Here is a 25,445-nt window from a genome sequence, read left to right as displayed (position 1 = left end):
TCTTTCTGGGGCTCACTTCAGCGCGTGCGACGTCCTGCCCGAGACCTCGTCGATCTCTATGTGTGCCTTCTGCAGCAGCTGCGACGCGATGTCCATGAGCGCCCGTGCGCCCGAGATCTCCTCGCCCACCCGCAGCTGCTCCGGGTCTGAGTGATGACGCTGCGCGTTGCCGTGACCACGGATTTCCGTGCCGTCGCCGAGCCTCACCATGGCGGCGGCTCTGGTCCGGTCGCCGTCCTCCCTGAATTCCATCTCCACATGCCATCCGACGAGTGTCTGCATGGCGGGTCACCTCCAGAGGTACCCCTCCAGAGTGCGCCGTCCGAGCTCAGATCACCACTGTCCGAACTCACACCACACGATCTTTCCGGGGTCGCGCTCGCCGACCCCCCACTTGTCGGCGAGCGCGGCGACGAGCAGGAGCCCCCGTCCCGACTCCCCGTCCGGCTCCCGCACCCCGGGCCGGCCGCCGCCGCTGTCGTGCACCTCGACGCGCAGCAGGCCGTCCCCGTACAGCCACAGCCGCAGCCGGTAGCCGCGCCCCGGCGGGACGCCGTGCACGAGGGCGTTGGTGGTCAGCTCGCTCACGCAGAGCGATACGTCGTCGATGCGTGAGCCGAGACCCCAGTCGGCCAGCGCGGTTCGTACGAACTCCCTGGCAGCGGGGACGGATCGCCGCTCACGGCGGTAGAACTGCTCACGCAGGCAGGGTTGTTGAATGACGTCGTCCATGAGACGAGCGTCACTCCCCGTGACTACGGTGGTGCAGTACGCGAACCCGTACAAGAAATCCGTACGGGCCCTCAGGGCGTGACGTACGGACATGGGTGGGGAGTTGGACGTGTATGCACCCCAGAAAGCGGCAGCGGAAGAACGCGTCGGCGATGAAGCTCGTGGGCGCGCAGTGGGCCATGTTCCGGGAGTTCGCGGGGCTTACGCAGCGCGAACTGGCGGAGCGGGTCTGCGTGCACGAGGAGACGATTGCTTCTGTGGAGCAGGGCCGCCGCCCGCTGAAGCCGGACCTGGCGAAGGCGCTGGACCGGGTTCTCGATACGAAGAGGGCGCTGGAGACGGCGGTGGACAACATGCCGGAGATTGATCTGATCCCGGCGTGAGCGGAGCAGTACATGGACATCGAGCGTGAGGCGATCGCGCTGTCGTTCTTTGCGAACCAGGTCCTGCCGGGTCTGCTCCAGACGGAGAGTTACGCCGGAGCGGTCTTCCGCAACCGGGTCCCCGCCTTCAGCGAGGAGGAAATCAACGCCTTTGTGGTCGCCCGATTGGAACGCCAGGAGATTCTGCACCGCAAGGTCCCCCCGACGGCCAGCTTCATCCTCTCTGAGGCGATCCTCCTAGCCCGCCTCGGCGGTGACGAGGTCTACCAGGAGACACTCCGCCATCTCCGCTCCTGCTCCGACCTTCCTGGCTTCACGCTCCAGGTCATGCCACTCAACAGGCAGACTCACGCGGCACTTGACGGCCCTTTCATCCTGCTCGAAACCCCGGACCATCAGCATCTCGCGTACACCGAAACTCAGCGCGGCAGCCAGCTCATCTCCGACCCTGACGAGGTCAGCATTCTGGCGCAGAAATATGCGATGCTGCGGACGCAGGCCCTCAACCCCGAGGAAACGAAGGACCTGCTGGACCGGCGGCTAGGAGAGCGATGAGCACCGCACTGAAGTGGTTCAAGTCCAGCTACAGCGGCAGCGAAGGCGGCGAATGCCTCGAAGTCGCCTACGCCTGGCGCAAGTCCACGTACAGCAGCGAGCAAGGCGGCGCCTGCGTGGAGGTCGCCGCGCACCCCGCCGCCATCCACGTCCGGGACTCCAAGAATCCCGACGGCTCCATGCTCACCCTCACCCCCTCCACCTGGGCCGCCTTCACCGCCACCCTGGTCTGAACCGATTGTCAGTGGCGACCCCTAAAGTCGCTTGCATGGTGATCAACCCGAACGCGCTCGGCCTGGACCTGCCGCCCGGTGCCATGCGCGTCCAGCCGTCCCTCTGGTACGCGAACGAGCCCGCACAGCAGAACACTTGGGGCAACCTCCTGTCGGCCCGCGAGGCGTCCGGCATGCACCCGGTGCTGCTTGTGAACGACGAGAGCCGTTCCCTCACCTGGGACGAGGATCTGGACGTCGAGCATGTGTCACACCCCGACGACCACGACCTCGAAGAGGTCCTGATATCGCTCTGGTCCTCCGTCCAGGCGGAGGACGCGGACCAGGACGACGCGGACACCATTGCCCCCTTCACGCCTGAGTGGCCCGGTCTCGCCCCGGCGGGCGAGCCGCTCGCCGACGCGGACGCCACGGCCGCTCGCGTCGCCGCCGAACTGCTGGACGCCGGGCGGCTGAAGAACGCCCGGGCGGGGCTGATTCCCGTCCGCCGCAGCGCGGACATCCCCGCCGCGCTGGGCTGGCTCGGCCCGTGCAACCACGCGGACACCGGCCTGCTGTCCACCGTCCTGCGCTCCTGGGAGAACCGCTTCGGCATACGCGTCGTGGCTCTCCACTTCGACCGTCTGGACGTCTCGGTCGCGGCCCCGCCGCGCACGATGCCGGCGGCCCTCGCGGTCGCGGCCGAGCACCACGCGTTCTGCCCGGACAACGTCTGGCAGGGGTACGACACGATCCGCGAGTACGCGGAACGGGCGCTGCTGAGCAGGCAGCACTGGACCTTCTGGTGGGACTGACCGGAGGAACAGTTTTCGGCTGACCCTGATTCGCATTGGTCTATACCTTGACTCGATCACGTCAAACGCGCTTGAGTGAGCCGCACAACCCCCCACCACGGCACGGCCGTTGCGTGCTAAGGAGTGATCGCGTGCTGAGACGACACCGCATCATGGCGTTGCTGATCGCCATCCTCGTAGGAAGCGGACTGGCGGCGGTCTTCATGCCCGCCGCCACCGCCGCCACCGCGGACGCCTGCACCTCCGCGCCGAACTGGTCCGCCGGTACGTGGTACGCCACTGGCAACGTTGTCAAGTACACCGATGGCAAGTACTACATCGCCGAGCACGACAACCCGGGCTACGACCCCACCATCAGCACCTGGTACTGGGACCCGTACACCTGTAGCGGTGGCGGCGGGAACCCGTCCCCCTCCGGCTTCGTCGTGAGCGAGGCGCAGTTCAACCAGATGTTCCCGAGCCGGAATTCGTTCTACACGTACAGCGGGCTGACGGCCGCGCTGAGCGCGTACCCGGGCTTCGCGAACACCGGCAGCGACACGGTGAAGAAGCAGGAGGCCGCGGCCTTCCTCGCGAACGTCAGCCATGAGACGGGCGGTCTGGTCTACGTCGTCGAGCAGAACCAGGCCAACTACCCGCACTACTGCGACTGGAGCCAGTCCTACGGCTGCCCGGCGGGCCAGGCGGCGTACTACGGCCGCGGGCCGATCCAGCTCAGCTGGAACTTCAACTACAAGGCGGCGGGAGACGCGCTCGGCATCGATCTGCTGAACAACCCCTGGCTTGTGCAGAACGACGCGGCGGTGGCCTGGAAGACCGGCCTCTGGTACTGGAACACCCAGAACGGGCCGGGCACGATGACGCCGCACAACGCGATGGTCAACCAGGCGGGCTTCGGCCAGACCATCCGCTCCATCAACGGCTCGCTGGAGTGCGACGGCAAGAACCCGGCGCAGGTCCAGAGCCGGGTGAACAGCTACACGCAGTTCACGCAGATCCTGGGCGTACCGACAGGCTCCAACCTGTACTGCTGACACCACCCCCCACACGACCGCGGGCCGGGAGCGATTCCCCCGGCCCGCGGTCAGCCATGTGAGCCCCATTTCGCGCCACAGTCACAGTCGCCACTCCCTGTTCATGCGCCTCTAGGCAACCCACAGGATCTTCTCCCCGTCCTCCGGGATCGAGAGGCACCCGGACCCAACCGGGCGCCGCAGTCGGGGGGTTGAGGAGAGAGAAGTTGATACGTGCCCGGAGAACATGGGCCACCGCGATAGCGGTGCTTACCGTAGCGGGGGTGTCCCCGGCCGTGGCTTACGCCCAGCCCAAGCCACCTGAGGTCCGGCCCGCCGCGGCGGCGAACAACAACGACGCCCTGCCGCCCGGCTGGCAGATCACGAACACCGAGGGGGAACAAGCGCTGGAGTGGCATTCCCCGCGCCCGGTGCCGACGGGCGACGCGCGCGTGGAGTTCCACGCCCATGGCAAGCTGGTCGGCGTGCCCGAGCCGGACGAAGACGGCCGGACCTTCCGGCTGCCCCTAAACGACGCACGCACAGCAGATCTGGCAGACCTTCAGGTGCTGGCGGCCGGCCGACGGCTGGACCAGAAGGCCGACAGCGCCCGTGACCGGCGCTCGCCGTCCGCGGCGAAACCGCCCGCCAAGCTCCCGGCCGGCTCCGTCGACCCCGGCAAGCCGGGCACGTACCGCACGGTCACCGGCGAGTACGCGCTCGACCCGGTCCGCCTGCCCGGCCTCTCCGCGCCCGTCGAGATGCGCGGCGTCGTCGTCGCACCGCAGGACGCCAAGGGCAAGCGTCCGATCGCACTGTTCCTGCACGGACGGCATACCACCTGCTACGTCCCGGGCAGCGACGAGCCGAACATCGACTGGCCCTGCGCCAAGGGCGCCAAGCCGATCCCGAGCCACCGGGGCTACCTGCGCGACCAGGAACTGCTGGCCTCCCAGGGCTATGTGACCGTGTCGATCTCCGCCAACGGCATCAACGGCCAGGACGGGAACATCGAGGACGCCGGCGCTCAGGCGCGCTCCTCGCTGGTGCGCACCCACCTGGCGCGCTGGGCCGACTGGGCTGCCAAGCCGTCCGCCGCGCCCGCGGCCGTACGCAAGGCGCCGAAGGCCGACCTGTCCCGCGTCCTGCTCGTCGGCCACTCGCGCGGCGGCGAGGGCGTCAACCGTGCCGCCATGGACAGCCTGTACCCGCCCCCGCCCGCCCAGGACGGCTACCGCGGCGCAGTGCGCTGGCACATCCGCGGGACCGTGCTCATCGGGCCGACGATCTTCGGGCACAACCCGGTGCCGGACGTGCCGTCGCTGACGATTCTGCCGGGCTGCGACGGCGACGTCTCCGACCTGCAGGGCCAGGTGTACGCCGACGGCACCCGCGGGGTCAGCACGGGCAAGGCCCTGCACAGCTCCGTCTACATGGTCGGCGCCAACCACAACTTCTTCAACACCGAGTGGACGCCGGGCCAGGCCCAGGCACCCTCCTCCGACGACTTCGGTCAGGACCCCGAGCGGCCGGACCCGGTGTGCTCTGTGGGCACCGCGACCCGGCTGACGGCCGACCAGCAGCACCGCGCCGGGGCCACCTATATCGCCGCCGCGGCCCGGCTGTTCGTCGCCGGTGACGACCGGGTGCGCGAGCTGGTCGACGGCTCGGACCGCCGGGCCCCCTCCGCCGACCCCGCGCGGGTGCTGACGCACGCGGTCGGCGCGAGCCGCGGGGCCGGGTTCCTGCCCGACGGCTCCGTGAAGGTGACCGGCGGACGGCTGTGCTCCGCGATCGATCCCGACCCGCGCGTCGCCTGCCTGGACTCGGCGGCCGGCTCCTCGCCGCACTTCGCGCACTGGCAGCCGGAGCGCGAGAGCGGCCGCCGGGCGGTCGCGCTGCGCTGGAAATCGCCGGGCTCGGCGGTGACAGTGCGCACCGCGAAGCCGCTCTCCGTCAAGGACGCCAAGAGCCTCGCGCTGCGCGTCTTCGTGCCGCCGAACTCCACCGGCACGCAGCTCGACGTGTCCGTCACCGACGCCTCCCGGAAGCGGGCGAACCTCGGCCGCGTCCGGGTGGACGGCCTGCCGGGCAGCGACCGTACCTCCTCCTACTGGGCGCGCGAGGTGCGCGTACCGCTCACCGCCGCCACCCGAGCCGGCCTCGACCTGCGCAACATCGCCTCTTTGGAGCTGACCCCGCGCACCCGTTCCGGGCAGGCGTGGCTGATGGACGCCTGGGCGTGGAGCCCCGGCACCCCCGCGGTGTCCAAGGCCCCGCTGACCCGTATCGACATCGGCCGCATCAAGGTCAAGGAGGGCGACTCGGGCGTCCGCACGTACCAGGTCCCCGTACGCGCGTCCGGGAAGGGCAGCGGCACGGTGCGGCTCTACGTCCTCGACCCGCCCACCGGCAAGGCGAAGGACCGGCTGGTGACGGTGCGGCCCGGCGGGGGCATCGACGTTTCGGTGCAGGTGAAGGGCAACAAGCGGTTCTCCTGGGACGTGTCCCAGGACGTGCTCGTGAAGGCGGTCCGCGGGGCCGTCGTCGGCTCGCACTCCGGAGGGGTCATCGCCGAGAACGACGACCCGATGCCCAAGGTCACCGTGAAGCCCGCCGCCGACAAGGTGACCGAGGGGCAGCCCCTGAAGTGGCAGGTCGCCCTGTCCGTGCCGGCCGACGTGGAGATCACGAACACGCTGACGTTCGTCCCCGTCCCGGACCGCCGCGAGTTGTCCACGGCGGACGTCGACCGGCAGTGGCTGCTCGACCTGCTCGGCCAGGTCCCGAACGGTGAAGTCCCCCTGTCCCGGTTGGAACACGCCACCCTGTGGGCGTCGGTACCGGCCGGGAAGACCAGCGCCGAGGTGACCGTACCCACGGTCCGCGACCAGCTGGCCGAGCCGGCGGAGTACGTGGGCCTCCAGTCCATCGACGACGAGGGCAAGCCGCAGGGCCCGGTCCTGACCGGCACGGTGCTCAACGCGCCGTAGGCGCAGACGCGTTGGTCACGCGGGCGTGAGCCGACACTTTCGGTTCACGCCCGCGTGTGCGTCTTACGTCAGCGACCTGCGCCGAGCCCCTGCGCGACCTCCGTCGCCCAGTAGGTGAGGATCATGTCCGCACCGGCCCGCTTGATGCCCAGCAGCGTCTCGGCGATCGCCTTGTCCCGGTCGATCCAGCCCTTCTCGGCGGCGGCCTCGACCATCGCGTACTCACCGCTGATCTGGTACGCGGCGACCGGCACGTCGGCCACGTCCGCGACCTTCGCCAGGACGTCGAGGTAGGGACCGGCGGGCTTGACCATCACCATGTCGGCGCCCTCCTCCAGGTCCAGCGCCAACTCCCGCAGGGACTCCCGGACGTTGGCCGGGTCCTGCTGGTAGGTCTTGCGGTCACCCTGGAGGGAAGAGCCGACGGCCTCGCGGAACGGCCCGTAGAAGGCGGAGGAGTACTTCGCGGTGTACGCGAGGATCGAGACGTCCTCGTGGTCCGTCTGGTCCAGCGCGTCGCGGATGACGCCGATCTGGCCGTCCATCATCCCGCTGGGCCCGACGACATGGACGCCGGCGTCGGCCTGAACCTGGGCCATCTCGGCGTACCGCTCCAGCGTGGCGTCATTGTCGACGCGGCCGTCCGCGTCCAGCACGCCGCAGTGGCCGTGGTCCGTGTACTCGTCCAGGCACAGGTCGGACATGATGACGAGCTCGTCCCCGACCTCGGCCTTCACATCCCGGATGGCGACCTGCAGAATCCCCTCCGGGTCCGTGCCGGCGGTCCCGGCGTTGTCCTTCTTCGCGTCCTCCGGCACCCCGAACAGCATGATCCCGGCGACACCGGCCTCACGCGCCTCGACGGCGGCCTTCCGCAGGGTGTCCCGGGTGTGCTGCACGACGCCGGGCATCGCGGAGATGGGCACGGGCTCGCTGATGCCCTCCCGTACGAAGGCGGGGAGGATCAGATCGGCGGGGTGGAGTCGCGTCTCGGCGACCATGCGCCGCATTGCGGGGGTCGTGCGCAGCCGCCGCGGCCGCGCGCCGGGAAAGGATCCGTACGCAGTCATACGGGCAACGCTACGCCCGTCGGGAGGGGGCACGTACCGACAGCCCGTCGGCGCGAACGGGACGCCTGCGGCGGGCTGTGCCCCCACCCCGCCCTTTCCCGTAACTGGGGGCAAGCCCCCAGACCCGCCCCCTACGCCCTGCGGGCGTGGGGGACCCCCAGTACGCCCTTCGGGCGTGTCCTCAAGCCCCGCCGGCGCTTGAGGCGCGGGGGTCCGGAGGCGGAGCCCTCGGTTACGTCGTCCGCCGACGCCTTCCGCCAGGCCGCCGCTCACTCGGCCGCGTCACATGCTCCCCCGCCTCCACCGCCGCCGCCCGCCGCCGCGCGCCGAATTCCGCCAGCGCCTCCGCCAGCTTGTGCACCGACGGCTCCGGCGACAGGACGTCCACCCGCAGCCCGTGCTCCTCCGCGGTCTTCGCGGTCGCAGGACCGATGCACGCGATCACGGTCACGTTGTGCGGCTTGCCCGCGATGCCGACCAGATTCCGCACCGTCGACGACGACGTGAAGAGCACCGCGTCGAAGCCGCCGCCCTTGATCGCCTCGCGCGTGTCCGCCGGCGGCGGCGACGCCCGCACGGTCCGGTAGGCCGTGACGTCGTCGACCTCCCAGCCGAGCTCGATGAGGCCCGCGACCAGCGTCTCGGTCGCGATGTCGGCCCGCGGCAGGAAGACCCGGTCGATCGGGTCGAAGACGGGGTCGTACGGCGGCCAGTCCTCCAGGAGGCCGGCCGCGGACTGCTCGCCGCTCGGCACGAGGTCGGGCTTCACACCGAAGTCCACCAGCGCCGCCGCGGTCTGCTCCCCCACCGCCGCGACCTTGATCCCCGCAAAGGCCCGCGCGTCGAGCCCGTACTCCTCGAACTTCTCGCGCACGGCCTTGACCGCGTTCACCGAGGTGAAGGCGATCCACTCGTAACGCCCGGTCACCAGGCCCTTGACCGCGCGCTCCATCTGCTGCGGCGTCCGCGGCGGTTCGACGGCGATCGTCGGAACCTCGTGCGGCACCGCGCCGTACGAACGAAGCTGGTCGGAGAGCGACGCCGCCTGCTCCTTGGTCCGCGGCACGAGCACCTTCCAGCCGAACAGCGGCTTGGACTCGAACCACGCGAGCTGGTCGCGCTGAGCAGCGGAACTACGCTCACCGACCACGGCTATGACGGGCTGGTGGCCGTCCGGCGACGGCAGCACCTTCGCCTGCTTCAGCGTCTGCGCGATCGTGCCGAGCGTCGCGGTCCAGGTGCGCTGGCGCGTCGTCGTACCGGCGACGGTGACCGTCAGCGGGGTGTCCGGCTTGCGGCCCGCGGCCACCAGCTCGCCCGCCGCCGCGGCGACCGTCTCCAGCGTCGTCGAGACGACGACCGTGCCGTCGCTCGCGCCGACCTCGGTCCAGCAACGCTCGCTCGCGGTGCGGGCGTCCACGAAGCGGACGTCCGCGCCCTGCGCGTCGCGCAGCGGCACACCGGCGTACGCGGGCACACCCACCGCGGTCGCCACGCCCGGCACCACCTCGAAGGGAATTCCCTCCGCGGCGCAGGCGAGCATCTCCTGACCTGCGTTGGTGTCCAGGCCGGGGTCGCCGGTCACCGCACGGACGACCCGCTTGCCGCTGCGCGCGGCCTCCATGACAAGATTGGCCGCATCCCTGAGGACGGGGATTCCGGCGGCTGTTGACGCGTCGTCAACAACCGTCAGTTCAGGCGTGCTTACGCTCGCTCTCGCATGGCCGCGTACGACGTCGAGCACATCAGGCTCGGCGATCAGTACGTCCGCTCCCGCGAGCGCTTCGACGGCGCGCAGTGTCAGCAGTCCGGGGTCGCCGGGACCGGCGCCGAGGAAAGTGACGTGCCCGTGTGCCGAGAGCGTCGAGGATGCGTTGACGGTGGGACTGGTGGGGCTCAAAGTGCTCGCTCCCCCATAAGACCGGCCGCACCCTTGGCGAGCATCTCGGACGCGAGTTCGCGACCGAGCGCGATGGCGTCGCCGTGCGACGTGGGTACGGGACCGGTGGTGGACAGCTGCACCAGCGTGGAGCCGTCGGTCGTGCCGACGACGCCGCGCAGGCGCATTTCGGTGACAACCTGTCCGTCGGCCAGCAGGTCGGCCAGCGCACCCACAGGTGCGGAGCAGCCGGCCTCCAGGGCGGCGAGCAGGGAACGCTCGGCGGTCACGGCGACCCGGGTGTGCGGGTCGTCGAGCTCGGCGAGCGCGGCGGCGAGGTCCGCGTTGACCGCGGCACACTCGATCGCCAGTGCCCCCTGGCCGGGGGCGGGCAGGACGAAGTCGACCGACAGGAAGTCGGTGACCTCGTCGGTCCTGCCGAGGCGGTTGAGCCCGGCCGCGGCAAGCACCACGGCGTCCAGCTCCCCGCTGCGTACATATCCGATCCGGGTGTCTACGTTGCCGCGGATCGGTACGGTCTCTATGCGCAGGCCGTGCGTGCGGGCGTACGCGTTGAGCTGCGCCATGCGGCGCGGCGAACCGGTACCGACGCGGGCGCCGTCGGGCAGCCGGTCGAAGGTCAGTCCGTCGCGCGCCACCAGTGCGTCCCGGGGGTCCTCGCGCAGCGGCACGGCCGCCAGCGTGAGGTCGTCGGGCTGCGTGGTGGGCAGGTCCTTGAGTGAGTGCACGGCGAAGTCCACTTCACCGGCTGTCAGGGCGTCGCGCAGTGCGGTGACGAAGACGCCCGTACCGCCGATCTGTGCGAGATGCTCACGGGAGGTGTCCCCGTACGTGGTGATCTCGACGAGCTCGACGGGGCGCCCGGTCAACTGGCGCACCGCCTGAGCCACTTGCCCGGACTGGGCCATGGCCAGCTTGCTGCGCCTGGTCCCGAGCCTCAATGCCCTCTCGGTCATACTCGCCCTCGATTCGGGTCATTCATGTCGGCCCGGCTGACGGAGGCGACCGTCTCCGGGTCGAGGTCGAAGAGTGTCCGCAGCGCGTCGGCGTACCCGGCACCGCCGGGCTCGCTGGCCAGCTGCTTGACTCGCACGGTGGGCGCGTGCAGGAGCTTGTCGACGACGCGGCGCACGGTCTGGTTGATCTCGGCGCGCTGCTTCTCGTCGAGCCCGGTCAGCCGCCCTTCGAGGCGCGCCATCTCGCCCTCGACGACATCGGCGGCCATGGTGCGCAGCGCGACCACGGTCGGCGTGATGTGCGCGGCCCGCTGGGCGGCGCCGAATGCGGCGACCTCGTCGGAGACGATGCGGCGCACCTGGTCGACGTCGGCGGCCATGGGGGCGTCGGCGGATGCCTCGGCGAGCGATTCGATGTCGACGAGCCGCACTCCGGCGAGCCGGTGAACGGCACCGTCGATGTCCCGCGGCATGGCGAGGTCGAGCAGGGCCAGCCTCACCGCGCCACTGCGCGCGCCCCGCGCTCCGTGGCTGGGCCGGATGCTCCGCGCCGCGTTGTCCACCCACGCGCCGTGCTGCGCCAGCGCCTCGACGGAGGGGGCGTCGTCCAGCCCGACGGGGCATGCTCCGTCGTCCTCGATCGACGCACTGGCCGGCTTCGCCGGCGTTTGAGGCGCGGGGTTCGGGGCGGAGCCCCGACGAGTGCCCGCGTCATCGTCGGTCAGCCCCACCGACGCGGAGCGGTCGTGTACACGCCCGTCCCGTGCCGCCGTCGCCGCCAGCCGGGCCACCAGGCTGCCGTCCGGGGCACGCAGGTCGGCCCGGGGCGCGGGAGCGGGGACGGTGTGCTCAGCGAGCGCCGTCGCGACGGACTCGGCGGTCAGGACAAGACCCGTCGCGCCCGTGCACGACACCGCCACATCGGCACGTGTCAGTTCGTCGGCAAGGTCAGCCATCGACACCGCGCGCGCGGGCACCCCGGCCGCTCCGTCCAGCACCGCGGCCAGCCGCTCCGCGCGCTCCAGGGTCCGGTTGGCGATGACAAGTTCACGTACACCCAGCCGTGCCAGCGTCGTCGCGGCGAGCGAGGACATCGAGCCGGCGCCGATCACCAGCACCCGCTTGTCCGCCGCCCAGCCCGCAACCTCCGCGCCGTCCGCGAGCTGCTCCAGACCGAACGTGACGAGCGACTGCCCGGCCCGGTCGATCCCGGTCTCACTGTGCGCCCGCTTGCCGACCCGCAGCGCCTGCTGGAAGAGGTCGTTGATGAGCCGACCCGCGGTGTGCAGCTCCTGCCCCAGCGCGAGCGCGTCCTTGATCTGCCCGAGGATCTGCCCCTCGCCGACGACCATGGAGTCAAGGCCGCAGGCCACCGAGAAGAGGTGGTGTACGGCCCGGTCCTCGTAGTGCACGTACAGATAAGGAGTGAGCTCCTCGAGACCGACGCCGCTGTGCTGCGCGAGCAGGGTGGACAGCTCGGCGACACCCGCGTGGAATTTGTCCACGTCCGCGTACAGCTCGATGCGGTTGCAGGTGGCCAGCACAGCCGCTTCGGTCGCAGGCTCCGCCGCCAGCGTGTCCTGCAACAGCTTGATCTGCGCGTCCGCGGACAGCGAGGCCCGCTCCAGCACGCTCACCGGCGCACTGCGGTGGCTCAGTCCGACGACCAGAAGGCTCATGCCGGCATCACGGCGGGCATGTCCCCGTCCGGTCCCTTCCGGCCTGCCGCGGCCTCGGCCTCCTCGCCGGCCTTCCGCTGCTCGTGGAAGGCGAGGATCTGCAGCTCGATCGAGAGATCGACCTTGCGCACATCGACGCCGTCGGGCACGGAGAGGACGGTGGGGGCGAAGTTGAGGATGGAGGTGACACCGGCCGCGATCAGCCGCTCGCACACCTGCTGTGCGGCGCCGGCGGGCGTCGAGATGACGCCGATCGACACTCCGTTGTCACTGATGATCTTCTCGAGCTCGTCGGTGTGCTGGACGGGAATGCCGGCCACCGGCTTTCCGGCCATGGCCGGGTCGGCGTCGATCAGCGCGGCGACCCGGAAGCCACGGGAGGCGAAGCCGCCGTAGTTGGCGAGCGCGGCGCCGAGGTTACCGATGCCGACGATGACGACCGGCCAGTCCTGGGTGAGACCGAGCTCGCGGGAGATCTGGTAGACGAGATATTCCACGTCGTAGCCGACACCTCGCGTGCCGTACGAGCCCAGGTACGAGAAGTCCTTGCGCAGCTTCGCGGAGTTGACCCCGGCGGCGGCGGCGAGTTCCTCGGAGGAGACCGTCGGAACGGACCGCTCGGACAGCGCGGTCAGGGCGCGCAGGTACAGCGGAAGCCTGGCGACGGTGGCCTCGGGGATTCCTCGGCTTCGGGTCGCCGGTCGGTGATTTCGGCCAGTTGCCACGGTGCTCCTGCGGGATGAGCGAGGCTGCAGGCGGCCATACGTCCAAGGACCGCCCCGTCGAATGCAGGCTATGTCTTTGTGAACGCGTGCACAAAGATGGTGTCCGCTTTGTCCGTGCAAAGTGACCGGGGTCACGCAATCCGGTCGCTTGTTCCAGGAACCGCGAACCGCATCGGTCTGTTCAAGAGCCGAAGGGGGCAAAGCCGTACACACTCCTCACGTATACGCCCCCGAGACCGCCTACTGTGCCCTGTCCACATCGCGTCCGGATAGAGCCGGGTCAGCAGATCCAGGTCAGCCCGGTCAGTAGATCCGGGCCGGCCCGGTCGGCCGGAGAAGTACTGACAGAACGTCGGCGAAGGCAGTCACCTTTCCGGTCACGCCCCCAGCGCGCGGCGCAGCCGCCCGGCATCCACACGCCAGAAGGTGTGCTGATCCCCGTCGACCAGGACGACCGGGATCTGCTCCCAGTACGCCCGGTGCAGCGCCTCGTCCTGCGTGATGTCCTTCTCCTCGAAGGAGGCGCCCGTCTCGGTGCACACCTCCTCGATCACGGCCCGCGCGTCGTCACAGAGATGACACCCCGGCTTCCCGATCAGCGTCACCACGCGCTCGGCGGCCTTCTTCTTCGTACGTCGCAGCACAGGACTCATGCAGCCATTCTCCGTCCTGTCCGCCCATGCGTACGGGACACGGCCCCCATCCCGGACATGCGCACGATCGCCGCTTAACAGAGCGGTCGCGGAGAGTTCACGCCACCGCATCCCGGCGTGTCGGGAAGTCCCGAACAGACTGGCTATGCTCACGACATGGCCGCACTGGGATGGCTCACGCCCCGTAGACGCTCCGCCACCGCGCGGAGCGTGCTCGCAGGCGAGGCAGCAGCGGAAGCAGCACGAAAGTCGTCACAGCAGTTCGAGGCGCTCGACGCGCTCGAGACGCGGGAGCGCACTGCCCGGGCTGCCGAGCCGGAGTTCCCCGTCGCGGGGGACGACCGGGCAGCGGCGTTCTTCGACCTCGACAACACCGTGATGCAGGGCGCCGCGATCTTCCACTTCGGCCGCGGCCTGTACAAGCGGAAGTTCTTCCAGCGCCGCGAACTGGCGCGGTTCGCCTGGCAGCAGACCTGGTTCCGGCTGGCCGGCGTCGAGGACCCGGAACATATGCAGGACGTACGAGAGTCCGCGTTGTCGATCGTGAAGGGTCACCGGGTCTCGGAGCTGATGTCCATCGGCGAGGAGATCTACGACGAGTACATGGCGGACCGCATCTGGCCGGGCACCCGGGCGCTCGCCCAGGCCCACCTGGATGCAGGTCAGAAGGTCTGGCTGGTCACGGCGGCCCCGGTGGAGACGGCGACGATCATCGCCCGTCGGCTCGGCCTGACGGGCGCGCTGGGCACCGTCGCCGAGTCCGTCGACGGCGTGTACACCGGCAAACTCGTGGGCGAGCCGCTGCATGGGCCCGCGAAGGCCGAGGCCGTGCGGGCGCTGGCGTCGGCGGAGGGTCTGGACCTGACCCGGTGCGCGGCGTACAGCGACTCGCACAACGACATTCCCATGCTGTCGCTGGTGGGGCATCCGTACGCGATCAACCCGGACACGAAGCTGCGCAAGCACGCGCGCGAGCGCGAGTGGCGGCTGCGGGACTACCGGACGGGCCGCAAGGCGGCGAAGGTGGGCATCCCGGCGGCAGCGGGCGTCGGCGCCCTGGCGGGCGGCACGGCAGCCGCGGTCGCATTGCATCGTCGCCGCCGCTGACCCGAAGGGCGACGCCCGCGGCCCGCGCGCCGGTCAGGGACGGGCGTGACGCAGCCACGCCATGCCGCGGTCCGGGCCTGCGACCTGGGCAGGGCCGCTCGAATGAGCGCCGCGGTGCAGCGCCCGCGGACCGGCACGCGCCGTAGGCAGTGCAGCCGCAGAACCCGCGTGGCCGCGGCGCGCACCCGAGGCAATCACTGGTGTTACCCCGCCACACCCCTGGCCAGTCCTCTTGCCGCGCCTCGCGCACAACTCACCCCCCGTTGCGACAGATCGTGACGCAGTTCGATCAACAAACGCTCACGATGTACCACTTGACCCGTCACCGAGTCGTAAGAGAAGCGACGGAAACGGCGATTTGAGCAACTGGGTGTAGCACTGCCTGTACGAAGCGTTATTCTCCTCAGACGCATAACGGACCCCACCAGTCCCCATGACGGGTGAATGGTCCCGCACTGCACGTGATGGAAGCTCTGCCTCTGGGAGTCCCGTGTACTCACACGTCGGGGTTGACGCCTCGGGCCTGGCTACGCTGCGCGCAGCGGTCCTCGACCACTTGCGCGGCTTCGTCCCCACCGCGTACGCCGTCCCCGCCTTCGCCACGCCCCGCCTTGCCGTAAGCGGCCCCGCCGCCCCCTGCTACGCCCTGACCGACGGCATCGAGAAGGTGCCGGGGCGCAGCGCCGTCGTTGAGGGGCGGAGGTCGGGCGGCGGGCGGGAAGCCGACAGACGAGGCAGCCGGGGCAGCTCCGGTGCCTCGACCGCCGCCCGTCGGCCCACCGCCGACAGCGACAGCGCCCGCATGATGGAGCTGGTCGAGCGCGCCCAGGCGGGCGAGGCCGACGCCTTCGGACGGCTCTACGACCAGTACAGCGACACCGTCTACCGCTACATCTACTACCGCGTGGGCGGGAAGGCGACGGCCGAGGACCTCACCAGCGAGACGTTCCTGCGCGCCCTGCGCCGTATCTCCACCTTCACCTGGCAGGGCCGCGACTTCGGCGCGTGGCTCGTCACCATCGCCCGCAACCTCGTGGCGGACCACTTCAAGTCCAGCCGCTTCCGCCTCGAAGTCACCACCGGCGAGATGCTCGACGCCAACGAGGTCGAGCGCAGCCCCGAGGACTCCGTCCTGGAGTCCCTCTCCAACGCCGCACTGCTCGAAGCCGTCCGCAAGCTCAACCCCCAGCAGCAGGAGTGCGTGACCCTGCGCTTCCTGCAGGGCCTCTCGGTCGCCGAGACGGCCCGCGTGATGGGCAAGAACGAAGGCGCGATCAAGACCCTCCAGTACCGGGCCGTGCGCACCCTGGCCCGGCTCCTCCCCGACGACGCCCGCTGACCGATCCCCGACCTCCCACTGACCGATCCCGACCTCAACTCACAATCGGTGACGGCTTGATGACGCACTGGTCCGATCATCTTTCGCGCGTAACCCAAGTGCCACGACGCTCGTTGTGCGGGATGCAGGCCCCCTGTGGTCACGCCATGCCCATAGCCACTCACTCGATCGTGTGGATGTATGCAGGGCGTGCAACCTTCCAGACCCCCGGGGGAGTCGATCGTCATGACGAGAGGAGGTGCCGCCTGTGATCGGACAAGTTTCGGCGCACCGGCGGGCGAACGCCTTCGCCCAGGCCCTGGAAGATCAGGCGGCCGGACAGCCGGAGGAATCGGTCGAACAGGCCGGGCGCGGACGGCTGTTGGCTCTGGCGAACGGTCTCGGCGAGCTGCCGAAACCGGAGATGGACCCCGAGGTCAAGGTGGTGCAGCGAGCGCAGCTCGTGGCCGCCATGGAAGAGATGTTCGCCTCGGGAGGTGCGTCCGCGGGCCCTACGCTGCCCGAGCCACGGGCGTCCGGCCGCGGCGCCCATCGGGCCTCCCCGCTCCGGAAACTGCGACCACGCTCGCGCTGGTCGAAGGGCCTTGCGGCCGGCGGTCTGACCGTCGGAGTCGCCGCGGGGGCCTTCAGCGGAGTGGCCGCTGCCAGTTCCGACGCACTGCCCGGTGATTCGCTGTACGGGCTGAAGCGCGGCATGGAAGATCTCAAGCTCGGCATGGCGGACGACGACTCCGACCGCGGCGAGCTCTATCTCGACCAGGCCTCCACCCGCCTGAGCGAGGCCCGCCGCCTCATGGAGCGCGGCCGATCGGGCACGATGGACCACGAGTCGCTGGGCGAGGTCCGCCGCACGCTCAACGGCATGCGGCACGACGTCAGCGAGGGCCACCGCCTGCTGCACGCCGCGTACGAACGGGACGGCTCGCTCGGGCCGATGGCAAAGCTCAATTCATTCGCCCGCTCCCACCGCGACGCTTGGAACGGACTCCGCAACCGGCTGCCCATGCAGCTGACCGACGTCGGCGACGAGGTGAGCTCCGTCTTCGACGCCATAGACCAAGAGGTCGGCCCGCTGGAGTCGTTGCTGCCACGGGCTCCCGAGAAGGGCGCCCGCGGCTCGCAGCAGCCCGGCTCGTCGTCCCAGGACTCGGCGCGCACCTCGGACCCCGGCCGTATGACACCGTCGTCACCAGGCGCGGGCGACAGCCGACCGGGAGACAACAGCCCGCGTCCCTCCGGCTCGGGCACCCTGTCGGACGACGGCCTGTTGGGCGGGAACACGGGCGGTCTGTTCGAGCCCCCGGCCGGCGGTGCCTCGCCGTCCGCGTCCGGCAAGAGCCTCTCCCCGTCCCAGCCGGATGTCACCATCCCGCCACTGCTGCCGGGCATCCTCCCGGGCCTCGGGTTCGACAGCGAGGACGACGAGTAGCCCTCATCGTCCGTGCAGCACAAGGGCGGCCGCTCCCGCTGGGAGCGGCCGCCCTTGTGCTGCACGCCTCAGAAAAACTCAGTCAGCGAACACCGTCAGAAGAACACCGACCGCCGCTGCACCAGCAATTTGTACAGCGTGTGCTGAATCTGCTCCCTCACCTGGTCCGTCAGGTTGAACATCAGCATCGGATCCTCCGCCGCCTCCGGCGGATACCCGTCCGTCGGGATCGGCTCCCCGAACTGGATCGTCCACTTCGTCGGCAGCGGCACCGCTCCCAGCGGCCCCAGCCAGGGAAACGTCGGCGTGAGCGGGAAGTACGGGAACCCGAGCAGCCGTGCCAGCGTTTTCGCGTTGCCGAGCATCGGGTAGATCTCCTCCGCGCCGACGATCGAGCACGGCACGATCGGCGCCCCCGCCCGCAGCGCCGTCGACACAAAGCCGCCGCGCCCGAACCGCTGCAGCTTGTAACGGTCGCTGAAGGGCTTGCCGATGCCCTTGAAGCCCTCCGGCATCACGCCGACCACTTCGCCCCGCTGCAGCAGCCGCTCCGCGTCCTCGGCGCACGCCAGCGTGTGCCCGGCCTTGCGGGCCAGCTCGTTGACCACCGGCAGCATGAAGACCAAGTCCGCGGCGAGCAGCCGCAGATGGCGGTTGGCCGGATGGTTGTCGTGCACGGCGACCTGCATCATCAGCCCGTCCAGCGGCAGCGTCCCCGAGTGGTTCGCCACCACCAGGGCCCCACCGTCCGACGGGATGTTCTCGATGCCCTTCACCTCGACCCGGAAGTACTTCTCGTACAGCGGCCGGACCATCGACATCAGGACCTGGTCGGTGAGCTCCTTGTCGTAGCCGAACTCGTCGACCTCGTAGTCACCGGTGATCCGCCGGCGCAGAAACGCGAGACCACCCGCGACACGCCGCTCCCAGCCGCCGCTCCGGCCCGCGGCCTCCCGGAGCTCACCGGGCTCCTGCCCGGCCGTCTCGGCGGCCCTCACGGGCCCCTGCTGGCCCGGCAGCGGGCTGACCGGAACCTCCCGCACCACCGCGGGCTCGGTCTTCCGGCGGCCCTGCGCCGGGCGCCGCCGCGCAGAGCGCTGCGCGCCGGCCCGCGAACGGTCGTCGTCGAACGGAATGACCTTGGCGTCCGCCATCGTTGGCTGCGCTCCTTATTCGGCGTCGCTCTGAGTCGTCTGTGTCAGCCGAGTCGTCCGAGTCAGCTGCTGCGTGGCTTTCGTCAGCGCTCCGCCCACACAGGGCACTGCCGCCACCACCTGGTCCACCGCCCGGGCCAGACCGTCCGGCGGCAGCAGCCCCGGCGCCCGGCTGCGGGCGAAGTCCGCGAAGGTCTCCGCGGTCGTGTACTTCGGGTCGAAGCCCAGTGTCTCGCTCATCTGAGCCGTGCTCACCACCCGGCCATGCGTGAGCAGCCGGATCTGCTCGGGCGAGAAGTCCGTGACACCGACCGTGCGCAGCGCGGAGCCGACCCAGGTGACCGCGGGCAGCAGCACCGGCAGCGTCGGCCGTCCCAGCCGCCGCGAGCACTGCGACAGCAGCAGTACGCCGTCACCCGCAATATTGAAGGTGCCGCTGTTGAGCGTGCCGCGCCGCGGGTCGTGCAGGGCGATCCGCAGCACATCGATCACATCGTCCTCGTGGACGAACTGCAGCCGCGGGTCGTAGCCGAAGACCGTCGGCATGACCGGCAGCGAAAAGAACTCGGCGAGCGGGGAGTCCGCGCACGGCCCGAGGATGTTCGCGAAGCGCAGTACGCACACCGCGACATCGGGCCGCCGGCGCGCGAATCCGCGTACGTACCCCTCGACCTCCACCGCGTCCTTCGCGAAGCCGCCGCTGGGCAGCGACTTGGGCGGGGTGGTCTCGGTGAAGACAGCCGGGTCGCGGGGCGCGGAGCCGTACACGCTCGTGGAGGACTTGATCACCAGACGCTTGACCGTCGGCGACTTCTGGCACGCACCGAGCAGCTGCATGGTGCCGATGACGTTGGTCTCCTTCACCGTCGTACGACCGCCGGTGCCCAGGGGGGTACCGGTGACATCCATGTGTACGACCGTGTCGACGGCGTGCTCGGCAAGGACCCGCCCTATCGCGGGCTGGCGGATGTCCGCGTGGATGAAGTCGGCGCCACCCAGATGGTGCTGGGGCGCCACCGCATCGACGCCGATCACCCGGTCCACCTCGGGATCCCGCTGGATACGCCGTACGAGACGACCTCCGAGCTGCCGGGCCACTCCGGTGACGAGCACGACCTTCCCCAAGATCAGCGCCTTCCCATAGGTCCGCGAGGTCCGCAGATCCGCCTGGATCCGCCCTCACGCGTCACCGTAGCGGTTCGGTGTTGCGCTGTGATGACCGCGCGGCGCACTTTTGCCAGTGTTCAGCCACCAACGGAGCGAATGACTCCGCCACCGGGCCGAAAACGCACCGCGGCCCTCCCACCGTGCTGGTGGGAGGGCCGCGGCGACACGTAAAGCGTTCGCCTACTTCTTGTTGCGACGCTGAACGCGCGTGCGCTTGAGCAGCTTGCGGTGCTTCTTCTTCGCCATCCGCTTGCGCCGCTTCTTGATAACAGAGCCCACGACTACCCTCGCTCACTTCTCTTCACTGGTGCGGGGCGTCTGGGCCCACACGACCTACGTCGGCCTAGCCTACCCGCCAGAGCTCCGAGCCTGTAATCCGAGGGGAGCCGAGGGGCTCCGGCTATGCGGATTCCACCCCCACAAAGGATTCGCGGAGATACTCGTGAACCGCTTGCTCCGGAACCCGGAAGGACCTCCCCACCCGGATCGCCGGCAGATGACCACTGTGCACCAAGCGGTACACGGTCATCTTCGACACTCGCATTACCGAGGCGACCTCCGCCACGGTAAGAAACTTGACCTCGTTGAGAGGCCTCTCGCTGCCAGCAGCCATGACCCACCTGTACCTTCCGCACATGACGCACACCGGCTTCCCCTCCGGTGACTCTTCGTCGCTGTGCGCTCACTCCCCAGACTAGGGGCGGGTGATGCGAGTGGGGAAGAGGAGCAGCCATCGGCCGTTTACTGTGACAGACACGCTCGATTGAGTACATAGCGAGTCAGCGGTCGGTAGTAATCGGACCGCACAGCGTCATCAAGCGGAACGGCGACGGAAACCCGGCCCTCCGCCTCGCCGACGAACAGCGCGGGATCGTCCGTATCCGCCAGGCCGATGGCCTCAATCCCCAGCTGACCTGCCCCGCAGACCCAGCCGTGGTCCCCGACGACCAGCTGGGGCAGCGGTCCGCCGCCCTCCACCACACCCTCCAGCGCGGCCCGAACCGGGAGCGGAGAGTGGGTATGTGCGCCGGTCACACTACCTGCGCCCCGTGCGCCGTGTTCGCGCACCAGCGCGACTCCTCGTACGTACTCAAGGTTGTACGTGCGTACGCCGAACCGGGTCGTTATGTCGACACATCGCCCCTGCGCAGGGGTGAGGACTTCGCACCCCACCGCCGACAAAGCGTCTGCCAGCCCTGCGTAGAAGCCGAGAAGCCGGTGCGGATGCCCGGTCCCGAACATCACGACTCCGCGCCGAGCGGCCACGTCCCCCAGCCGCTCGGCAAAGGCACCGAGCCCGCTCAACGTCCTTTCAGGATCAATCACATCGGGCCCGGTCACTTGCGCGGGGTCGGCCGAAACTCCGCACCTGTCGGCCATCAACGCGATCAAGTCCCGCTCGCCCCAGTCCGATTCGGGATCGAGCCCGAGGGTGACGCGGGGGTCCCTGGCGGCGAAGAGCCGATAACTGCGCAGACTCTCCTCCCGCGTGGTGGCGACGGGCCCGGCCAACCGCGCGGCCAAGAGGTGCGCACGCAGCGCTCCGGTACTCAACACGCTGGAGATGCTGCCGCACGGAGAAGAATCCCGGGCCAAAAGGCGGAATACCACCCACAGTTGGCGTAATCACGCCACGGGTAGGGGGCGAGCCTGCGTTTCCCCTATGGGGCCGTGCGCAAGGCCGGCCTTCAAGCACGCCTCGCGAAGCCGCGAAGCTGCCGTACCGCCTGGGACGGGCGCCGCGGCGCCCACTTGCGGCGCGGAGTCGCCGCCGGCCGGCCCTTTCAGCGCACCCCGTGGCACGAATGCGCCGCAGCCACCGGGGGTGGGCCCTCGCGGCGCGAAGCGGCCGCAACCAAGGGCGGGCAGCCACGCGCCGACCGCGCGAAGCCGCCATCGACCGTGCCCTCAGCCACACCCCGCGGCGCGGAGCTGCCGCCCGCCAATGGCGTGCGCAGGACCGACCCCTTCGGCCCACCCGCGGCGCGAAGCCGCCGCAGCCGCGGGGCCGAGCACTGCGGCACTGCTTACGGCGCGAAGCCGCCGTACCGCGTGGGACGGGCGCCGCGGCGCCCACTTGCGGCGCGGAGTCGCCGTCGGCCGGACCTTCAGCGCACCCCGCGGCGCGAAGCTGCCGCGACCGCCGGGGGCGTGTGGGGGTACCCCGTACCCCCACATCTCAAGGGCGGGTGGGTGGGGACAGACCCCGGGGTCCGGGGCGGAGCCCCGGTTCGGGATGGGGGTACCTCCCACGGCCGACAGGCCGTAGGGGAGGGCGGGGAGGGGAAACGCCCCGCGCAGCGGCACTACGCCAACAACCCCCGCACCGGAAACACCGCTCGCCTCGTCGCCAGCACCGCCTGGTCCACCCGGTCCGCCGGGTCATACCCCGACTCCCACTCCCGCCACACCGGCTCGCGCCCGTCCGTCATCCGCCCCGGCGCCAGCTGCCGCGTCCGCGCATACACCTCATCCCGCCACGACGACGGAATCACCGACTTCGGATCCACCGGCTCATGCCCCGCGATCCCCACCAAATGCGTCCACGACCGCGGCACCACATCCACCACCGCGTACCCGCCCCCACCGAGCGCCACCCACCGCCCGTTCTCCACAAGCTCGTGCGCCAGCGAATGGCAGGACTCCTGCACCAACCGCTGCGCATCCAGCGACACCGCCAAATGTGCCAGCGGATCCTCGAAGTGCGTATCAGCGCCGTGCTGCGTCACCAGCACCTGCGGCCGGAAGTCCGCCAGCAGCTCCGGCACCACCGCGTGAAAGGCCCGTAGCCACCCCGCATCTCCCGTCCCCGCCGGCAGCGCCACATTCACCGCACTGCCCTCGGCCTTGGGCCCACCCGTCTCCTGTGGCCACCCGGTACCGGGGAACAGCGTCTGCGGATGCTCGTGCAGCGACACCGTGAGGACCCGCGGGTCGTCCCAGAACGCCGCCTGCACCCCGTCCCCGTGATGCACGTCGACGTCCACGTACGCGACCCGCTCCGCCCCCAGCTCCAGCAGCCGCGCGATCGCCAGCGCCGCGTCGTTGTAGATGCAGAACCCCGCGGCCGAACCCGGCATCGCATGGTGCAGCCCACCCGCGAAGTTCACCGCGTGCGTCGCCTCCCCGCGCCACACCGCCTCCGCCGCCCCCACCGACTGCCCGGCGATCAGCGCAGAAGCCTCGTGCATCCCGGCAAAGGCGGGATCATCCAGCGTCCCCAGCCCGTAGGCCTGATCCGCCGCCCCCGGATCCGCCGACGCGGCCCGCACCGCCGCCACATAGTCCTCGCGGTGCACGAGCCGGAGCGTCGAGTTCCCGGCCGGCTTCGCGGCCACCACATCGACGACACGGTCAAGCCCGTACGCCCGCACCAACCCCATGGTCAGCGCAAGCCGCACCGGATCCATCGGATGGCCGTTCCCGAAGTCATACTTCGTTACCGCCTCGTCCCACATCAACAACCCGCGGCCGCTCATGCCCGCCACGGTATCCGGCCTGATCCGTCCCGAACGACCTGGCATACCGCAACGTCACCAGCACCAACACCATGGGAACGACCATCGCCCACCGATAGCTCCACGCATCCCCGAGCGCCCCCACGAGCGGTGAACCGATGAGAAACCCCACGTAATTGAAGACATTCAGCCGCGCCACTGCCGCATCGCTCGCCCCGGGACCACCGTTCTCCACGGCCCGCCGCCCGGCCGCCGCGAACGTCTGCGGCACGATCACACACAGCCCGAGCCCCAGCAGCGTGAACCCGAGAATCCCCACCCATGCCCCGGGCGCCACCGCCACCACCCCGAACCCGGCCGCCGCAAGCACCGTCCCGCACCGTACGACCGCCTCCGCACCGAAGCGCCGCACGCCGAAATCGCCCACGGCACGCCCCAGCAGTGTCGTGACCATATAGGCGTTGTACGGAACGGTCGCGAGCTCCTCCGAGCTCCCCAGCACGTCCTGCAGATACTTCGCGCTCCAATTGGAGACCGTCGAGTCCCCGATGTACGCGAAGGCCATCACGAGGCAGAGCGGCAGCAGGAGCTTGAAGGCGACCCCCTGCCCCGCCGCTCCCGCTTGCGCCGCTTCCCCGCCGCGCTCCCCGTCGGCGTACCACCGGCTCCCGGCCAGCACCGCCGGCAGCAGCACGCCCACCACCGGCAGATACGACACGAGCAGCAACAGATGCCAGTGCGCCCCGGCCCATGCGAGCGAGGCGCCCGCGATCCCGCCCAGGCTGTACGCCGCATGAAAGCCGAGCATGATGCTGCGCCCGTACGCCCGTTGCAGGCTGACCCCAAGCATGTTCATGGACGCGTCCAGCGCCCCCACGGCCAGCCCGAACACGGCCAGGGCGACCGCCACCTGCCACATCTCGCTGCCCGCCGCGACCCCGAGCAGCGCCAGCATCACAACCGGCTGCGCCCACCTCAGTACCGCACTCGGCGCGACCCGCCCGACCACCTTCTCGGTGACAACGCTGCCCACACCGGCGAGCACCGGCACCGCCGCCAGAAAGGCGGGCAGCAGCCCGTCGGATATCCCGTACCGGTCCTGGATGGCGGGAATACGCGTCACGAGCAGCGCGAAGGCCACCCCTTGCGCGAAGAAACTCAAGGCCAGGGAGGCCCGCCCGTGCCGCAAACGCGCATCTGTCATGGCCGGACAGCGTAGGCCGCCGCCCTACCCATGGGTAGATAGATCACACAGGGAATCGCACAGGCCATGCCAAGCGATCAGGCAAACAGCGCGGGCAACTCCGCCATGGTTCCGAAGTACCCCTTGGCACCGTCCAGCTTCTCGGCCGACGTCATCGCCGTGAACCCGTACACATCCATCCCGGCCGCCAGGGCCGCCTGCACCCCCAGCGGGCTGTCCTCCACAACGACGCACCGCTCGGGCGCGACCCCCATCCGCTGGGCGGCATGCAGAAACAGATCCGGCTCCGGCTTCCCCCGCCCCACATCCTGCGCGCTGAAGACGACACCGTCCTGGAACCAGAGATCGAGCCCGGTCTTCCGATGCCCGACCCGGATCCGCTCGTGGCTCCCGGACGAAGCAACGCAGTACGGCACGGAGTCCGCCACCAGCTTCCCGAGCACCTCCGTCACCCCGCCCACAGCGGCCAACTCCCGCTCGAAGGCGGCAAAGACGCGAGCATGCAGGGTCTCGTCGAAGTCGTCGGGCAGCCGCTTCCCCGTCCGCTCCATGACGAGGTCGTGTATGCGATGCACAGCCGCCCCCATGAAGTCCCGCAGGGAGTCCTCGTACGAGGTGGGGTGGCCCAGCTCGGTCAGATACCCGGCGAGGATGGTGTTGGAGATCGGCTCGCTGTCGACGAGCACGCCGTCGTTGTCGAAGATGACGAGGTCATAGCGCATGCCCCCACCCTAAGAGGGCCCCACGCACCACAGTTGACCCAGGCACTCACTCGATATGCGCATGTCAACACTGTACTGACGCACAACGCAGAAAAGCCCCGCACCAGAAGGTGCGGGGCTTCCCCACAATAATTGTTCGGCGGCGTCCTACTCTCCCACAGGGTCCCCCCTGCAGTACC

The 25,445-nt window shown here is 69.9% G+C and carries 23 protein-coding genes and 1 pseudogene; 8 read left to right on the top strand and 16 right to left on the bottom strand.

What is annotated here, in order from left to right; translation table 11 throughout:
* Positions 1-12: 12 nt before the first annotated feature.
* Both ACI2LP_RS17655 and ACI2LP_RS17650 read right to left on the bottom strand, forming a co-directional pair.
* Positions 13-282 carry a DUF1876 domain-containing protein gene (locus ACI2LP_RS17655; RefSeq protein ID WP_404725429.1) on the bottom strand — a complete coding sequence of 90 codons (270 nt, stop codon included), beginning with the start codon at positions 280-282 and terminating at the stop codon, positions 13-15.
* Positions 283-333: 51 nt separating this feature from the next.
* Positions 334-732: an ATP-binding protein gene (locus tag ACI2LP_RS17650; RefSeq protein ID WP_404725428.1), complete on the bottom strand. Its 399-nt coding sequence runs from the start codon at positions 730-732 to the stop codon at positions 334-336.
* Positions 733-845: 113 nt separating this feature from the next.
* On the opposite strand from ACI2LP_RS17650, the pseudogene ACI2LP_RS17645 reads away from it, so the two are divergent.
* The 5 genes and pseudogenes from ACI2LP_RS17645 to ACI2LP_RS17625 all read left to right on the top strand — a co-directional run bounded on the left by ACI2LP_RS17645 (position 846) and on the right by ACI2LP_RS17625 (position 6,703).
* Positions 846-1,670: pseudogene (locus tag ACI2LP_RS17645) on the top strand (Scr1 family TA system antitoxin-like transcriptional regulator).
* Positions 1,667-1,903, top strand: coding sequence for a DUF397 domain-containing protein (locus ACI2LP_RS17640; protein WP_404725427.1), 237 nt, complete (start codon positions 1,667-1,669; stop codon positions 1,901-1,903). Before ACI2LP_RS17645 ends, ACI2LP_RS17640 begins: the two are co-directional and overlap by 4 nt.
* Before the next feature lie 35 nt (positions 1,904-1,938).
* Positions 1,939-2,697, top strand: coding sequence for a DUF4253 domain-containing protein (locus ACI2LP_RS17635; RefSeq protein WP_404725426.1), 759 nt, complete (start codon positions 1,939-1,941; stop codon positions 2,695-2,697).
* Positions 2,698-2,831: 134 nt separating this feature from the next.
* Positions 2,832-3,731, top strand: coding sequence for a chitinase (locus tag ACI2LP_RS17630; protein WP_404725799.1), 900 nt, complete (start codon positions 2,832-2,834; stop codon positions 3,729-3,731).
* Positions 3,732-3,937: 206 nt separating this feature from the next.
* Complete coding sequence (locus tag ACI2LP_RS17625) at positions 3,938-6,703, top strand: alpha/beta hydrolase family protein (RefSeq protein ID WP_404725425.1); 2,766 nt, start codon at positions 3,938-3,940, stop codon at positions 6,701-6,703.
* 68 nt (positions 6,704-6,771) lie between these two features.
* On the opposite strand, the gene hemB is transcribed toward ACI2LP_RS17625, so the two are convergent.
* The 6 genes from hemB to ACI2LP_RS17595 form a co-directional block, all read right to left on the bottom strand.
* A complete protein-coding gene (gene hemB, locus ACI2LP_RS17620; RefSeq protein WP_404725424.1) occupies positions 6,772-7,773 on the bottom strand; it encodes a porphobilinogen synthase in 1,002 nt (333 codons plus the stop codon).
* A gap of 232 nt (positions 7,774-8,005) precedes the next feature.
* Positions 8,006-9,673 (bottom strand): uroporphyrinogen-III synthase, encoded by a 1,668-nt coding sequence (locus tag ACI2LP_RS17615; RefSeq protein WP_404725423.1) that lies wholly within the window; start codon positions 9,671-9,673, stop codon positions 8,006-8,008.
* Positions 9,670-10,629: a hydroxymethylbilane synthase gene (gene hemC, locus ACI2LP_RS17610; protein WP_404725422.1), complete on the bottom strand. Its 960-nt coding sequence runs from the start codon at positions 10,627-10,629 to the stop codon at positions 9,670-9,672. The genes ACI2LP_RS17615 and hemC overlap by 4 nt, the downstream gene beginning before the upstream one ends.
* Positions 10,626-12,308 (bottom strand): glutamyl-tRNA reductase, encoded by a 1,683-nt coding sequence (locus ACI2LP_RS17605; RefSeq protein ID WP_404725421.1) that lies wholly within the window; start codon positions 12,306-12,308, stop codon positions 10,626-10,628. The genes hemC and ACI2LP_RS17605 overlap by 4 nt, the downstream gene beginning before the upstream one ends.
* Positions 12,305-13,033 (bottom strand): redox-sensing transcriptional repressor Rex, encoded by a 729-nt coding sequence (locus ACI2LP_RS17600; protein ID WP_355838669.1) that lies wholly within the window; start codon positions 13,031-13,033, stop codon positions 12,305-12,307. The genes ACI2LP_RS17605 and ACI2LP_RS17600 overlap by 4 nt, the downstream gene beginning before the upstream one ends.
* A 377-nt stretch (positions 13,034-13,410) precedes the next feature.
* Positions 13,411-13,686, bottom strand: a complete 276-nt coding sequence (locus ACI2LP_RS17595; protein WP_404725420.1) for a glutaredoxin family protein — start codon at positions 13,684-13,686, stop codon at positions 13,411-13,413.
* A 156-nt stretch (positions 13,687-13,842) separates the two neighbouring features.
* Here ACI2LP_RS17595 and ACI2LP_RS17590 point away from each other — a divergent pair, with 156 nt between their 5' ends.
* From ACI2LP_RS17590 to ACI2LP_RS17580, 3 genes are all read left to right on the top strand, one after another.
* Complete coding sequence (locus tag ACI2LP_RS17590; protein ID WP_404725419.1) at positions 13,843-14,793, top strand: HAD family hydrolase; 951 nt, start codon at positions 13,843-13,845, stop codon at positions 14,791-14,793.
* A gap of 490 nt (positions 14,794-15,283) precedes the next feature.
* A complete protein-coding gene (locus ACI2LP_RS17585; RefSeq protein ID WP_404725418.1) occupies positions 15,284-16,132 on the top strand; it encodes an ECF subfamily RNA polymerase sigma factor, BldN family in 849 nt (282 codons plus the stop codon).
* 247 nt (positions 16,133-16,379) lie between these two features.
* The gene (locus ACI2LP_RS17580) at positions 16,380-17,561 is read left to right on the top strand and encodes a DUF5667 domain-containing protein (protein WP_404725417.1); all 1,182 of its coding nucleotides are present in this window, start codon (positions 16,380-16,382) and stop codon (positions 17,559-17,561) included.
* Between the two features lie 95 nt (positions 17,562-17,656).
* On the opposite strand, the gene ACI2LP_RS17575 is transcribed toward ACI2LP_RS17580, so the two are convergent.
* The 8 genes from ACI2LP_RS17575 to ACI2LP_RS17540 all read right to left on the bottom strand — a co-directional run bounded on the left by ACI2LP_RS17575 (position 17,657) and on the right by ACI2LP_RS17540 (position 25,266).
* Positions 17,657-18,715 (bottom strand): lysophospholipid acyltransferase family protein, encoded by a 1,059-nt coding sequence (locus ACI2LP_RS17575; RefSeq protein WP_404725416.1) that lies wholly within the window; start codon positions 18,713-18,715, stop codon positions 17,657-17,659.
* Positions 18,716-18,730: 15 nt separating this feature from the next.
* A complete protein-coding gene (locus ACI2LP_RS17570) occupies positions 18,731-19,840 on the bottom strand; it encodes an NAD-dependent epimerase/dehydratase family protein (RefSeq protein WP_404725415.1) in 1,110 nt (369 codons plus the stop codon).
* 222 nt (positions 19,841-20,062) lie between these two features.
* Complete coding sequence (locus tag ACI2LP_RS17565; protein ID WP_003948845.1) at positions 20,063-20,161, bottom strand: 30S ribosomal protein bS22; 99 nt, start codon at positions 20,159-20,161, stop codon at positions 20,063-20,065.
* Between the two features lie 121 nt (positions 20,162-20,282).
* On the bottom strand, positions 20,283-20,495 hold the full coding sequence (locus ACI2LP_RS17560) for a helix-turn-helix domain-containing protein (RefSeq protein WP_014046653.1): 213 nt from the start codon (positions 20,493-20,495) through the stop codon (positions 20,283-20,285).
* 128 nt (positions 20,496-20,623) lie between these two features.
* Positions 20,624-21,439, bottom strand: a complete 816-nt coding sequence (locus ACI2LP_RS17555) for a phosphatase (RefSeq protein WP_404725414.1) — start codon at positions 21,437-21,439, stop codon at positions 20,624-20,626.
* A 749-nt stretch (positions 21,440-22,188) separates the two neighbouring features.
* A complete protein-coding gene (locus ACI2LP_RS17550; RefSeq protein WP_404725413.1) occupies positions 22,189-23,361 on the bottom strand; it encodes an acetoin utilization protein AcuC in 1,173 nt (390 codons plus the stop codon).
* Entirely contained in the window at positions 23,312-24,544 is a 1,233-nt protein-coding gene (locus tag ACI2LP_RS17545; protein ID WP_404725412.1) for an MFS transporter, read from the bottom strand. Before ACI2LP_RS17545 ends, ACI2LP_RS17550 begins: the two co-directional genes overlap by 50 nt.
* A gap of 77 nt (positions 24,545-24,621) precedes the next feature.
* A complete protein-coding gene (locus tag ACI2LP_RS17540; RefSeq protein WP_404725411.1) occupies positions 24,622-25,266 on the bottom strand; it encodes an HAD family hydrolase in 645 nt (214 codons plus the stop codon).
* Positions 25,267-25,445: the final 179 nt, after the last annotated feature.

Source organism: Streptomyces sp. NPDC019890 (assembly GCF_044903445.1).
Classification (GTDB): Bacteria; Actinomycetota; Actinomycetes; order Streptomycetales; family Streptomycetaceae; genus Streptomyces.
Note: the sequence above shows the minus strand (reverse complement) of the source record. Positions and strands in the feature narration are given on the sequence as shown.